Genomic DNA, 13,727 nt, shown 5'->3' on the forward strand with positions numbered 1-13,727 from the left:
CTACCCGTAATCCGGTTAATCGTGCATGAATCCCGCATTCGGGGACAGAAGGCTTGGATGGCCGCCCATCCGGGAAGGGATCTCGTGGTCGTCGCCGCGTCGGCGGGTGGCGTCGAACCACTGCGCACGCTCGTGGCGGGGCTCCCGCCCGACCTGCCCGCCGCCGTCCTCGTGGTGCTGCACGTGTCGGCGAGCGGGGGAAGCGCCCTGGCCGGCATCCTCGACCGCGCGGGACCGCTGAAGGCCGCCCCGGCCGAGGACGGCGCGCCGATCGTGGCGGGCGAGGTCCGCGTCGCCGTCCCCGACCACCACCTCTTCGCCAGGGAAGGGGCGCAGCGCCTGTCCCACGGCCCCCGCTACAACGGCCACCGGCCGGCCGCCGACCTGCTCTTCATGAGCGCCGCGCTGGACGCCGGTTCCCGCGTGGCCGGCGTCGTGCTCAGCGGCACGCTCGACGACGGCGCCAGGGGCAGCGCGACCGTCGAGCACCACGGCGGCGCCGTGGCCGTCCAGGACCCGCAGGAGTGCGCCTTCGGCGGGATGCCCGCGGCGGCCCTCAGGGCGACGGCGCGGGCCCAGGCGCTTCCCGCGTCACTCCTGGCCGACTGGGTCGTCCGGCAGAGCCGCACGCCGGCAGGCGTGGAGGAGGCGGGCGTGGAGGAGACGGTGCCGGACCTGGAGATCGAGCGCGAGCTGGCGCGGCACCTGGCGACACGCCCGCCCGAGACCCCGGCCGGCGACCTGGCCGGCTTCACCTGCCCGGAGTGCGACGGACCGCTGTACGAGCAGCGCAGCGTGCCGGCCAGCCGCTACACCTGCAGGGTCGGGCACTCGTGGTCCATGGACGCCATGGCCTCGGGCCAGGCCGACGCCGTGGAACGGGCGCTGTGGGTGGCGATCCAGCGCCTCGAGGAGCGGCTCAGGCTGCTCTCGCGCATGGGACGCGCGGCGCGGGAGCGCGGGCACAGGGTCTCGGTCCGGCGGCTCGGGGCCGAGGCGGAGGAGACCCGCCAGGCGCTGGAGACCATCAGGACCCTGCAGAACAGGCTCGGCAGCGGCGAAGGCGTCGCGAATGCCTGACCGCCTCGCACAGGCGTAGGCTGGATCTCTGTGACACCGGCAGAAGAACGCGAGTTCGACGATCTCCTGGTGATGCTCAAGGAGACGCGCGGCTTCGACTTCACGGGCTACAAGCGCACCACGCTGGTGCGCAGGATCAGCAGGCGTCTCGAAGCCCTGAAGCTGACCGACTACGGCGAATACCGCGACTACCTGGAGCTGGAGCCGGAGGAGTTCAGCAGGCTCTTCGACAGCCTGCTGATCAACGTGACCAGTTTCTTCCGCGACCCCGGCGCCTGGCAGACGCTGCGCGAGGTCGTGATCCCCGCGTTGCTGGCGGGCAAGCCCGCGGGCAAGGCGATCAGGGTGTGGAGCGCGGGCTGCGCGACGGGCGAGGAGGCCTTCAGCCTCGCCATGGTCCTGGCCGAGGAGCTCGGCATCGACGAGTTCAAGGAGCGCGTCAAGATCTACGCCACCGACCTCGACGAGAAGGCACTCCAGGTGGCGAGGGCGGCGACCTACACCGAGCGGCAGATGAGCGAGGTGCCCGCGCCGCTGCGGGAGCGCTACTTCGAGCGCGTCGACAGCGGCTACGCCTTCCGGCGCGACCTGCGGCGCCAGGTCATCTTCGGCCGCAACGACCTGACCAGGGACGCGCCGATCTCCAGGGTCGACCTGCTGCTCGCCCGCAACACGCTGATGTACTTCAACACCGAGACGCAGGTCAACATCATCAGGCGCTTCCACTTCGCGCTGGCCAACCCCGGCTACCTGTTCCTCGGCAAGGCCGAGATGCTGCTCAACCACAGCGACCGGTTCGAGCCCGTCGACCTGCGCACGCGCCTGTTCAAGAAGGTCGGCTCCACCCTCGCCGGCCCCCGCGCCTCGTGGGCGTCGGCGATGGGGGCCGGCGAGCCGCGCTCCATTCTGACCGAGCTGAAGACCGCCGCGCTGGCCTCGGGGCCGGTCGCGCAGATCGCCCTCGACGGCGCCGGTCACCTGGCGCTGGTCAACTCCAAGGCCGAGGTGCTGTTCAACCTCAATCCCCGCGACATCGGCAGGCCCTTCCAGGATCTGGAGGTCTCCTACCGGCCGGTCGAGCTGCGGTCGGTGATCGAGCGGGTGCGAATGGAGCTGCGGACCGTGGAGCTGCAGGAGGTGATCTGGCACCGGCCGGGCCAGGCCGACGCAGGGGTGTTCGACATCGCCGTGGTGCCGCTGCAGCACGCCGACGCCGAACTGGTCGGCGTGGGCGTCAACTTCTACGACGTGACCCGCTACCACAGGCTGCGTGACGAGCTCCAGCAGGCCAACAGGGAGCTCGAACACGCCTACGGGGAGCTCCAGTCGCTCAACGAGGAGCTGGAGACCACCAACGAGGAACTCCAGTCGACCAACGAGGAACTGGAGACCACCAACGAGGAGCTCCAGTCGACCAACGAGGAACTGGAGACGATGAACGAGGAGCTCCAGTCGACCAACGACGAGCTCCAGCACATCAACGACGCGCTCAACGCCCGCAGCCTCGAGCTCGACCAGGCCAACGAGTTCGTCGCCTCGATGGTGCGCAGCCTGGGCGACGCCGTCGCGGTGGTCGACCTCAACCTGCGCGTGCTGGTGTGGAGCCCCGGCGCGGAGGAGCTGTGGGGCGCCAGGGCCGACGAGACCGTCGGCAAGGCCTTCGGCGACCTCGACATCGGCCTGCCGTTCGACGACCTGCTTCCGCACCTGCGGGTGCTGCTCGACGACGGCTCGGACCCCCGCGACTGGCCCGACGGCGTCGTGCTCGGCGCGGTCAACAGGAGGGGCAGGCCCACGCAGCTCGGGGTGGAGTTCTCCCGGCTGCGGGTGGACGACGACGGCGTCAGGGGCGTCATCATGGTCATGAACGTCCTCGACCAGTCATGATCGCCGGCTGACCGCGCGGGGCCGGCCCGGCCCGGTAGGAGATCATGTCGGGCATGACCTCGAGACTGAGCAGGCAGGAAATATCGGGCACAATCGGCGACTCCGGGTGGCGTCTCGTGCTCGAAGCCGTACGGACCACGGTCCCCGTGACGTCACTGGCTCAGGGAGCCGAGGTCGCCGCCCTCGCCGTGGCCGCGGCGGGCGACGAGGGCGCGGCGAGCCTCTGGATGGACGTACGCGCCGATCGGGTGGTCCTCACGCTGCAGTCACCGGCCATCGGCTGGCCGACGCCCCGGGAGCTCGATCTCGCCCGCGCCATCTCCGCGGCCGTGGGCGAACTGGGCCTGCGCACCCATCCCGGACTCGGCGACCCGGTGTCCCGGCCGGTGCAGATGATCGAGATCGCGATCGACGCCCTCGACATCGCCGCGATCCGCCCGTTCTGGAAGGCGGTCATGGGCTACACCGACGCGCCCGGCGCGTCCGGTCCTGACGACGCGATCGCCGACCCGCTCCGGCAGGGACCCGCCATCTGGTTCCAGCAGATGGACGCGCCGCGACCGCAGCGCAACCGGATCCACCTCGACATCTCGGTGCCGCACGAGGAGGCGGGCCCGCGCGTCGCGGCCGCCCTGGCCGCGGGTGGCGTGCTGCTGTCCGACGCGAAGGCGCCCGCCTTCTGGGTGCTGGCCGACGCCGAGGGCAACGAAGCCTGCGTGACGACCTGGCAGGGAAGGGAGTAGCCCGCTCCCGCTGGCCAGCTCCACCCCATTCCGGACATAATCCCCAGGTGGACGGACAGGGAGCGGCGCGGGCGCGCGTCATCGCGTGGAGTGTCGCGGCCGTGTCCGTGCCGATGGTGGTGGTGGGGTTCCTGATGGGGCTGTGGCTGCCCGCCGGATGGCAGCCGTCCGTTCCCGCCACCCCCGACCACGCGGCCGGCCTCGCCTTCCCCCTCGTCGGCGCCTTCCTGGTGGCGCGGCGGCCACGCCTGATCGTGGGCTGGCTGATGATCGCGGGCGGCTTCCTGGCCGGCGCGAGCGTCCTGGCCGCGACGCTGATGTTCCACGCGGCGAGCATCGGGGCGATGGACACGGCGGGCCTGCTCCGCATCGCCTACACCTTCGTGTGGGCGTTCGGCGGCGGCACTCTCGCCGTCCTGGTCCCGCTGCTCTCTCCGGACGGCAGGCTGCCCTCGCCGCGATGGCGGGCGCACGTGGTGGTGAGCACGCTCGTGTTCACCACGCTCGCCCTCCTGCTGGCCGTCCGCCCCAAGCCCCCGCCCGGGTACGACCGGCCCGCGGTCATCCCGAACCCGCTGAAGATCGAGGCGCTCGCACCGGTCCACGCCCAGCTCTACGTGGCGGTCTACGTCGCGATGGAGGTGTGCGTCGTCCTGGCCATGCTCTCGCTGGTCATGCGCTTCCACAGGGGCGACCCCGCCACCCGCCGCCAGATCGCCTGGCCCCTCGTCACCTTCGCGATCTACGTCGTGTTCCTGCTGCTCGGCGACGACTACTGGGCGCCCGCCGTCTTCTGGACCGGCCTGATCCCCGTCGCGATGATGGCGTCGGTGCTGCGCTACCGGCTGTTCGGCATCGACACGGTCATCAGCCGCGCCTTCGTGGCCGCCGGCCTGATCGCCGCCGTCAGCGGCGTCTACTTCGGCGTGGGCGCCATCTCGAGCCTGCTCGTCGCCGGATACGACCAGGTCGCCGGGCTCGCCGCAGCCCTGTTCGCCGGCGCGTTCTTCCAGCCCATGCGCCGCGCCCTCCAGCGGGCGGTGGACCGGCTGATGTACGGCCCGGTGGGCGACCCCCGCCTGCTGGCCGAGCGGCTCACCCAGGAGGTCAGCCGCGCCGACCCGGCCGAGGCGCTCGGCGTGGTGGTCGAGGTCGTGCGGGACGGCCTGGCGGTGGACGGCGCGGCCGTCCACGTCACCGGCGGCCTGTCGGTCGAGAGCGGCGACATCGGCCCCGAGCCCCGCGAGATCTCCCTGGTCTGGCACGGCGAACCCGTCGGGAACCTGCTCATCGGCCGCCCCGGCGCGCGCAGGTTCGCCGCCGCGCACGACGAGCGGGTCATCGCCACGCTGCTGCCGTACGTCGCCGACGTGGCCCACGCCACGCGCATGGCCGCCGACCTGCAACGTTCCAGGGAGCGCATCCTGGCCGCCCGCGAGGAGGAACGCCGCAGGCTGCGCCGCGACCTGCACGACGGTCTCGGGCAGACGCTCGGCGCGATGGCCATGACGATCAACATCGCCCGCCTCAGCATCAAGCGCGCCCCCAGCACCGCCGACGACCTGCTCAAGGACCTCCACAGCGGCATGGAGGCCGTCACGGGCGACATCCGCACCCTCGTGTACGGCCTGCGCCCGCCGGCGCTCGACGACCTCGGGCTGGCGCGGGCCGTACAGGAACTGGCGGAGGCGACGCTGGCCGGCACCGCCGAGAGCGGAACGGCGGTCGAGCTGGTCGTCGACGGTGAGCTCGGCGACCTGCCCGCCGCCGTCGAGGTGGCCGCCTACCGGATCGCCCAGGAGGCGGTGACGAACGTGCGGCGGCACGCGCGGGCCGCCCACGTCAGGATCGCGCTGGTCCGCGACGCCGCGCAGCTCAGGATCAGTGTCGAGGACGACGGCGTGGGCCTGCCGGCGGACGGCCGCGCGGGCGTCGGCACGTCCTCGATGCGCGAGCGCGCGGCGGAGCTCGGCGGCTCCTGCGCCGTCACCGCGCGGCCGGGTGGCGGCACCCTGGTGGCGGCCCGCCTGCCGACCGCGGCCCTGGTCGCCGAGCCGGGACGCGACCGCGCGGCGCCGGGATGGGTCACGTCCAACAGGGAGTGATTTTCCGGATCTGGTCACTAAAGTGACTGCTGTGCATGAGGGGGAGCAGTTACGACCGGGACCCTATGGTCCGCCGCCGGGGCATGGGCCCGATCACCCGCCACCGGGGCACGGTCCCTACCAGCAGTCGCCAGCGGGGCAGGGGATGCACCGGCCGCCGCCCCTGGGCCCGCAACACCCCGGCCCGCCGCATCCGGGGCCGCAGCACGCGGCGCCTCCGCAGCCGGGGCCGCAGCATCCCGGGTCGCAGTACCCGGCGTCTCCGCAGGTGGGGGCGTCGCTGTATGGGCAACCGCCGTACCCGGCGCCCTCGCAGCCGGGGCAGCCGCATCCTGGGCCGCAGTACTCGGCGTCTCCGCAGGTGGGGGCGTCGCTGTATGGGCAACCGCCGTACCCGGCGCCCTCGCAGCCGGGGCAGCCGCATCCTGGGCCGCAGTACTCGGCGTCTCCGCAGGTGGGGGCGTCGCCGTACCCGCCCCCGCAGCCGGGGCCGCCGCATCCCAGGCCGCAGCACCCGGCGCCGCCGCATGTGGGGGCGCCGCAGTATGGGCAAGCCCCGCACGGGGGCTCGTCCTTTTCTGCCCCGGACCCGTCGCGACCGGCCCGCCGGGCCTGGCTGACTCCCGTCCTGGCGGGGGTCGTGCTCGTGGCCGTCGTGGCGGCCGGAGCCGTCGTCGTCCTGACCCGCCCCTGGGGCCGGGCGGATGGCGCCCCGGCCACCGGGGAACCGCGCGCCGGCCGTACGGCCCGCGCCTCCCCCCGCGAGAACGCCGAGCTGACCGGCAAGGCCGCACGGACGGCGGCCGCCGTGATCACCGAGCGCACCGGCCGCGCGGGGTCGTTCGGCTCGTGGATCGCGGGCGACCTGTTCGTCCGCGCGGACGCCACGGGCGTGATCGCCCACGCCGCCGCCACCGGCGAGCCGCGCTGGACCGCCATCGTCATGCGCGTCGGAACACATGAGGACCCGCTCCAGCCGTACCGACTGAAGCTCGCCGACGGGTCGGGCGGGGCGATGGGGCCCGCCTAATCCCGCGGCCTCATCGTGCTGGCCCGCACGGCGCTGTTCAGGTTCGGCGGGAAGCGGCTGTTCCTGGTGTCGGAGATCCACACCAAGGTGCCGCCCGTCGCCCTGGGCTGACCCGGCCACGACCCCTGACCACCCCGCGCCGCCGTCCGGACCGGCCCCGTCCGACCGGCCCCGGGTCCGCGTCGCGCCCGTCTGACCGGCCCCGGGCCCAGGCTCGCGTCGCGCTTGTCCGGACCGGCCCCGGCCCTGGGCCCGCGCCCGCGCCGCGCTTGGCCTGGCCGGCCCCGTCCGACCGGCCTCGGGCGCAGGCGCGCGCCGCGACTGGCCGGGGCCGTCTCGCGCGGTGGGTCACGCCGGTTCGGGCCACGCCGGTCTCAGGGGCATGCCGATCTCAACGGTGTGCCGCGGCGGTCCAGGCCGGGGCCGTCGGCCGTGGGGTGCGGCGCGGGAAGGGTCAGGCGGCGGGGATGTCCATCACCAGCAGCGGTGTCGTGGTCGGCGCGGCCGAGCCGCCCGCGGGTTCGACGGTCAGCCCCACCGAGGTGGCGCCCTTCACCGGTACGGCCAGCGCCGGCGCCGTGTAGCCGCTGTCGTCGGGCCGCAGCAGCCCGGCCGGATGCGCCTGTCCGGGCGACAGCTGCCAGAGCTGGTAGGTCTTGTCCTCGGGCAGCGGCGCCAGCCCCGAGGCCAGGAACACCATCCGGCCCGCCGAACGGGACAGGACGACGGTGCCGGCCACACCCTGCCCCTCCGCGGCGTTGACCCGGCGGGCGTCCGGAGCTGCGAGCACCGCCTCCACCTGCCTGGCGGTCGTCCGCATCTGGTCCAGCTCGGTTCTGGCCTGGTAGGCCAGCGCGCCCAGCGCGACGGCGGCGGCCACCCCGGCGGCGGCGACGACCTTCGCGACACGCGCGCCCGTCCGTTCCCTGACGAACCTGTGACGCGACCCCGGCCGCTCCACGACCGGCGGCAGCTGCCTGACCTGTCCGATCTCGGCCATGACGCGGCTCTTCAGCTCGGGCGGCGGCGTGGCGGCCGTGGCCTGACCGAGCCTGGCGGCCGTCTCGGCCAGGCCCCGCACCTCGTGCGCGCAGTCGGCGCAGCCGTCCAGGTGTGCCTCGAAGCGTCTGCGCTCCAGCTCGTCGTCGATGGCGTCCAGCGCGTAGGCGCCGGCCAGCATGTGCACGTCCTGCCCGCCGTTCATCGCTCCACTCCCAGGCAATCGCGCAGCCGGATGAGGCCGTCGCGCATGCGGGCCTTGACGGTGCCGAGCGGCACCTTGAGCAGTTCGGCGACCTCACGATAGGAGTATCCGCCGAAATAGGCGATCGTCACCGATTCGCGTTGCAGCTCGGTCAGCCCCGACAGACATCGGCGCAGCCGTTCCCGCTCCAGGTTGTTCTCCACCGACTCGGCCACCTCGTCGAAGGGCCGGTGGACGTCCATGCGCGCCACCCGGTCCTCCCGCTCGGTGACGGCGGTGGCCGAGCGCACCCTGTCGATCGCGCGGCGATGGGCGATCGTCATGATCCAGGCCATGGCCGAACCCCGGGCGGGTTCGTACCGGGCGGCGTTGCGCCACACCTCCACCAGCACCTCCTGGGCGACCTCCTCGCTCTGCGCGCGGTCACGCAGGACGCGCACCACCATGCCGAAGACCCGTGCCGCCACCAGCTCGTACACCTGCTCGAAGGCGGCGCGATCGCCGCGGGCCACCCGGCTCAGCAACTCCTCGAGGCCGGGACTTCGGCCGCCACCCGAGCGGTCCCGGTCCGGCCGCGACTCAGGCTCCGATCGCATGTGCTCTCCCGTCGCCATCCGCATACCGGTCATTCGGAGCCGCTCGGCTCGTGGACGGGTGCGGCCTGGTTGGTGGCCCGCGCCCATCACGCTCCAGCGAGCGCATGCGGCTGTCAATGCCATGTCTGCCGATGCCACGCCTGTCGGCGCCGCGTCTGCAGGGTCCTCGTTTGTCGATTCCGCGTCTGTCGGCGCCGCGTGCGCCGCGTGCGCCGCGTCTGTCGGCGTCGCATCTGTTGGCGTCGCGTCTGTCGATGCCGCGTCTGTTGGCGTCGCGTCTGTCGATGCCGCGTCTGTTGGCGTCGCGTCTGTTGATGCCGCGTCTCTTGATGCCGTGTCAACCGGGGTGTCCTTCCGTGTTCGGGGCGCCGGTCCGGGGTGTCAGATGACGCCGCCGAGGCTGCGCACCGTCAGGCCCAGGCCGAGCACGACCACCAGCAGCGCAGTACCCCCGGGGGCGAGGGCCGACAGCCGCGCCGGCAGGGCACGGCCCGCCCGCGCGAGGCGGTCGAGGCGGGCGGCCAGCGTGACGAGGAGCAGGCCGGTGGCGGTGAGGGTGGCGGCCATGCCGACCCCGTAGGCGAGGACGAGGGCGACGCCGAACCAGGTACGGCCCAGCGCGATCGCGCCCAGCAGCACGACCAGGGCGGACGGACTCGGGACCAGGCCGCCCGCGACACCCAGCCCGATCAGCCCACGCCGCCCGGGAGACGGCGGGACCGGAGCCTTCCGGACCGCCGGGTGGGTCGCATCCTCCAGCCGGGTCATCCCTTCCTGGCCGATTGCTCCTTCTTCCCGGATCGCCTCGTTCGCGGGGATCGTCTGGTCGAGAAGGGCGGTCCCTCGTGGGCTGGTCCCGTCTCCCGGGAGGAGCGTCCGTTGCGGGCTATGCCCGTGGCCGTCCCCGTGCCCGTCCCCGTGCCCGTGCCCGTGCCCGTGCCCGTGGCCGTCCCCGTGCCCGTGGCCGTCCCCGTGCCCGTGCCCGTGCCCGTGGCCGTGGCCGTCCCCGTGGCCGTGGCCGTGGCCGTGGCCGTCCCCGTGGCCGTGGCCGTGGCCGTGCCCGTCCCCGTGCCCGTGCCCGTGCCGGTGCCCGTGCCGGTGCCCGTGCCCATGTCCGTCCCCGTGCCGGTGCCCGTGTTCGTGCCCGTGCCGGTGCCCGTGTTCGTGGCCGTGGCCGTGGAAGGGTGTCGGAGGCGTGCCTGTGCGGAACGATCGCCAGGCGGATCGGGCCAGCCCGGCGCCGATGGCGGTGATCAGCAGGCCGCCGGCCGTACCCAGCCAGGACAGGACCGACTCGCCCGCCAGGCCCGAGAAGACCGTCAGCAGCAACCCCACCGCCAGCACCCCCGCGGTGTGCGTCACGGTCACCGTCGCCCCGACGACGAACGCGTCACGCGGCCGTCCCCTGCGTCCCGCCAGGTAGGCGGCCATGACGGTCTTCCCGTGGCCGGGGATCAGCGCGTGCCCCGCCCCGAGGACGGCGGCCAGGAGCACCGCGAGAATGCCGAGCGGCACCGTGAGCGAGGTCGCGCCGACCAGTCCGGTGAAGGTGCGGTCGAGCGCGGCCAGCGCGTCGCCGATCGGGCCGCCGGCGGGCAGGACGCCGGGCAGCGCCGGTGCGGCCGCCGGTCCCGCTCCCGCGCTTCGGACGACGGTCAGTGCGGCCGTGCGCTGGTCGAGCGGGCTGGACAGCAGGTCGTCGGGGTAGCGGCGCAGCTCCTGGCTGACGCTGGTGGCGGGCACCGTCGAGCGGGCCAGCCGTACGCCCTCGGCCACGGCGGTGATCTCACGCCAGCCGATGCGGTCGGTGAGGAACCCGTTGGCGAACCCGATGGTTCCCGGCTCGCCGTCCGCCCGCAGCCGGCAGGTGAGGCGGCTGGTGGGCAGGCCGCCCTGACCGGGGGTGTAGCCGAGGTCGGCCGTGTCGACGCGCCACGGCCTGGCCGTGCCGTTGACGGTGAGCCGCTGGGCCGTGGCCAGCGCGGCGCACTCGGCCGCGGCGTGCGCGGCCCGTTCCGGTGCGGACAGGCGGCCGTCGCCGTCGGTGTCCACCGACGGCCGGGCCTGCAGGGTCGGCAGCTCGGCGCGGTCCACGATAGCGAGGTTCTCGATCCGGTCGGGCAGGACCCTCAGGCCGTCGTAGTGGTTGACCGTGAAGTTCCCGAGCGGATGCGCGGTCTGCGTGATCCTGACGTTTCCCGTGGTCGCGGCGGTGGCGGGTAGGGGGGCCGCCGCCATCAGCGCGGTCGCGGTCGCGAGAGACTCCGCCGCCCTGCGGTACGGCCGGCCGTTCACGAGAACCTCGCCAGGGCGGGAAGCTCGGCCACGAACCTGGGGTTGGCCGCCTCGGCGCTGGCCGTGCTGCGGGTGGCGGCCGCGGTGTCGCCGAGGGCGCGCTCGATGGCCGCCCGGTGCCTGAGCACGAGGGCGTTGCGCCAGCCGGTCGAGGTGGCCGCGACCGCGTACGGCAGTGCCTCGCGGTCGCGGCCGGCCCGGTGGAGCGCCCAGGCCAGCGCGTCGGCGGCCGTCAGGTTGGGGTGGCGGGCGTACTCGGCGCGGGCGTGGGCCACGGCCTTGGCGGGGGAGCCGTGGTCGGCTTCGAACTCCGCCCAGGTCAGGTCGTCCCTGACGGCCGCGGCGTCCATGAGGGTGCGCTGGGCCGCCAGCAGCCGCCACTGCGGTGCGGGGTCGCGGCCGGCCGCGGCGAGGGTCTCGCCGTACTCGATGATGTACTGCGGCATCGGCAGCCGGGCCACCAGGTTCGCGTAGTCGTCCAGCGCCCGAGGGAACTGCCCGGACAGCGCGCCGGCCCTGGCCCGCCCGGCCAGGGCGGGGGCGAAGGCGGGCGCGGCGTCCAGGGCCAGCTGGTACTGCTCGGCGGCGGCGGCCACGTCCCCGGCGTGCAGGGAGAGCTCGCCCAGCGAGTAGCGGCAGTAGGCGACGTCCTCGGGGGCGTAGGCGTCGAGCAGCGCGTAGTTCAGGAGCCTGCGCGCCTGGGCCAGGTCGCCGCGCAGTTCGGCGGCGTAGGCGGCGCGCGTGTAGGCGGAGACGCCGGGCCGCAGCGCGATCATCCGGTCGGCGGCCTTCGCGGCCGCGTCGTAGCGGCCGAGCTGGGTGGCGGCGTCGGCGAGCACCCCGTAGGCGGTGGCGCCGTAGGGGTTGGCGGCGATCGCGCGGTCGGCCAGCCGTACGGCCCCCGCGAAGTCGTGCCGCGCCGCGGCCAGTGCCGCACCGCCGGTCAGGGTGGCGGGGTCACCGGGGGCCAGCGCGGCGGCCCGGTCGAGGGCCTGCTGGGCCCGCGCGTAGAGGGTGGGGTCGGAGGTGATCCTGGCCTCCTGCACGTAGGCGGCGCCGAGCCGGGCCCAGGCGTGGTGGTCGCGCGGGAGCCGCCGCAGCCTGGCGTTCAGGGCGTCGACCGTCGCGCGGGCGGAGGTGGCCGACAGCGCCGTGTCGGCCTGCGCCGCCGCGGCGGGGACGGGCGCCGGCGCCGGCGGCGGGACGGGCGAGGGGAGCAGGGTCGCGGCGGTGGTCAGCGCGGCGGCCAGGACCAGGCCGCCCGCGGCGAGCACCACCCCCCGTCGGGATGGCATGACGATGACCTCCAGGCAGGAAGGGAAGGGAGCGGGGCCGGGGCGACCGGCCCCGCGGGGTCAGCGCGCGCCGGCGTTGACCGAGGTGTTCGCGGGAAGCGCGACGTACGGGAAGGACGCGCCGAACGCCTTGTCGTTGGCGTCGACCCGGTCGCCGGTCGCCAGGGCGTCGACGAGCTTGCCGGTCCTGGCCGCGCCGGCCATCGCCTGCAGCGCGATGTCCACGACGTCGTCGGTGAGGCGGCGGCCGTTCGGGAAGCCCTGGAGGTCACCGGCGAGCACGCCCAGCCGGTTGGGGGCGGCGGTGGGCGGCACCGACATGTTCAGCCGCAGCATCTCGGCGGGGCGCAGCCGGCCGGCGTCCTTGTTGAGGGTCTGCGAGTTGAGGTCTGCCTTGATCGGGCCGTTGTCCTTGGCGATGCCGGTCAGGAAGATCTCGACCAGGTCGGTACGGGGCGTCGCCGGCGCCTTCAGGCCGTAGATCTTCTCCAGCAGCCGGGGGACCTCCGGGTGGGTGACCCGCCTGACGACGGAGGGCAGGCCCGCGTCCTTGTCGGGGCTCACGGAGTTGAAGGCGTCCTTGAGCCCGGCGGGCAGGACGACCTCGTTGACCAGCGGCTGTCCCAGGCGGGAGACCTGCTTGTAGCCCTGCGGGCTCCACTTGTCGACGCTGGACCACACGCCGATGACGGGGTTACGGCGGGCGTCGCCCTTGAGCGCCACCGCGTCCTTGGGCACCTGGACGGCCAGCGTCTGCACGCCGTACCCCTTGAGCGTGTCCTGGCCGACCTCGGACAGGTCGCCGCCGTAGAGCAGGTCGAAGACGCGCAGGTCGAGGAAGAAGGGGTCGTCGGACTGCCCCGCGAACGTCCTGCCGCCGCCCTGCACCGAGGTGACGGCCTGGGCGCGCAGCGTCGCGTAGGAGGGCATGGAGGCGGGACCGGTGTTGCTCGGCGCGACGACGCCGTTCCTGACCAGCGTGGTGACCCCGCGCGGGGTGATCCGCTGGAGCGTGTAGCGCTGACGGAACAGCAGGTTGGGGTCGTCGAGGGAGGTGACGGGCCCGTTGTCGGCGAGGAATGTCGAGGTGCCGCGCCGGTCCTCGTCACGGAACGTCCACTGGTAGGTGACGTCGGGCAGGGCGTCACCGTTGCTGTCGATCTTGATGTTGTAGCGGGAGCGGGTGTCGAAGGTGTAGAAGTTGGGCCCGCCGTTCGGCTCCTCGAAGGGGAGGAAGTCGGCCAGCAGGGTGACGGTGTCGGGGCGGTCGGGGCTGACGAACGCGTAGACGTCGGTGTTGTCGTTGCGCGGGTCGCCGGCGATCAGCGGCGCCTCGCGGTGCGAGGACGCGGTGCCGGCCGGCGGCTGCAGCAGGGCGAGGGACGAGGCGGCCAGCGCTCCCGCGGCGGCCAGGGCGAGCAGGGCGCGCCGGTTGGTCGTGAGCTTCATGCGACTGTGAGCCTTTCGCAAGCGTCTGTGTCGTGGTCGAGGG

General features: G+C 73.9%; 10 protein-coding genes. 5 read left to right on the plus strand and 5 right to left on the minus strand.

The window, feature by feature from the left end; translation table 11 throughout:
• Nucleotides 1–57 precede the first annotated feature (57 nt).
• The 5 genes from ACWDLG_RS11750 (at nucleotide 58) to ACWDLG_RS11770 (ending at nucleotide 6,845) form a co-directional block, all read left to right on the plus strand.
• Nucleotides 58–1,080, plus strand: a complete 1,023-nt coding sequence (locus tag ACWDLG_RS11750) for a chemotaxis protein CheB (protein ID WP_449918724.1) — start codon at nucleotides 58–60, stop codon at nucleotides 1,078–1,080.
• Nucleotides 1,081–1,110: 30 nt separating this feature from the next.
• Nucleotides 1,111–2,967 carry a CheR family methyltransferase gene (locus ACWDLG_RS11755; RefSeq protein WP_449918725.1) on the plus strand — a complete coding sequence of 619 codons (1,857 nt, stop codon included), beginning with the start codon at nucleotides 1,111–1,113 and terminating at the stop codon, nucleotides 2,965–2,967.
• Nucleotides 2,968–3,020: 53 nt separating this feature from the next.
• The gene (locus ACWDLG_RS11760; RefSeq protein WP_449918728.1) at nucleotides 3,021–3,710 is read left to right on the plus strand and encodes a VOC family protein; all 690 of its coding nucleotides are present in this window, start codon (nucleotides 3,021–3,023) and stop codon (nucleotides 3,708–3,710) included.
• Nucleotides 3,711–3,757: 47 nt separating this feature from the next.
• A complete protein-coding gene (locus tag ACWDLG_RS11765; protein ID WP_449918731.1) occupies nucleotides 3,758–5,815 on the plus strand; it encodes a sensor histidine kinase in 2,058 nt (685 codons plus the stop codon).
• A 640-nt stretch (nucleotides 5,816–6,455) separates the two neighbouring features.
• Entirely contained in the window at nucleotides 6,456–6,845 is a 390-nt protein-coding gene (locus tag ACWDLG_RS11770; protein ID WP_449918732.1) for a hypothetical protein, read from the plus strand.
• Nucleotides 6,846–7,299: 454 nt separating this feature from the next.
• On the opposite strand, the gene ACWDLG_RS11775 is transcribed toward ACWDLG_RS11770, so the two are convergent.
• The 5 genes from ACWDLG_RS11775 to ACWDLG_RS11795 form a co-directional block, all read right to left on the minus strand.
• Complete coding sequence (locus ACWDLG_RS11775) at nucleotides 7,300–8,049, minus strand: anti-sigma factor (protein ID WP_354908005.1); 750 nt, start codon at nucleotides 8,047–8,049, stop codon at nucleotides 7,300–7,302.
• Nucleotides 8,046–8,645 carry an ECF RNA polymerase sigma factor SigK gene (sigK, locus tag ACWDLG_RS11780; RefSeq protein WP_449918735.1) on the minus strand — a complete coding sequence of 200 codons (600 nt, stop codon included), beginning with the start codon at nucleotides 8,643–8,645 and terminating at the stop codon, nucleotides 8,046–8,048. The genes ACWDLG_RS11775 and sigK overlap by 4 nt, the downstream gene beginning before the upstream one ends.
• Nucleotides 8,646–9,026: 381 nt before the next feature.
• Nucleotides 9,027–10,940 carry a High-affinity nickel-transporter gene (locus ACWDLG_RS11785; protein WP_449918738.1) on the minus strand — a complete coding sequence of 638 codons (1,914 nt, stop codon included), beginning with the start codon at nucleotides 10,938–10,940 and terminating at the stop codon, nucleotides 9,027–9,029.
• Entirely contained in the window at nucleotides 10,937–12,235 is a 1,299-nt protein-coding gene (locus tag ACWDLG_RS11790) for a tetratricopeptide repeat protein (RefSeq protein WP_449918739.1), read from the minus strand. Before ACWDLG_RS11790 ends, ACWDLG_RS11785 begins: the two co-directional genes overlap by 4 nt.
• 60 nt (nucleotides 12,236–12,295) lie before the next feature.
• Nucleotides 12,296–13,684, minus strand: a complete 1,389-nt coding sequence (locus ACWDLG_RS11795; protein WP_449918741.1) for a DUF4331 domain-containing protein — start codon at nucleotides 13,682–13,684, stop codon at nucleotides 12,296–12,298.
• Nucleotides 13,685–13,727 lie beyond the last annotated feature (43 nt).

This window comes from Nonomuraea sp. NPDC003727 (genome assembly GCF_053586935.1).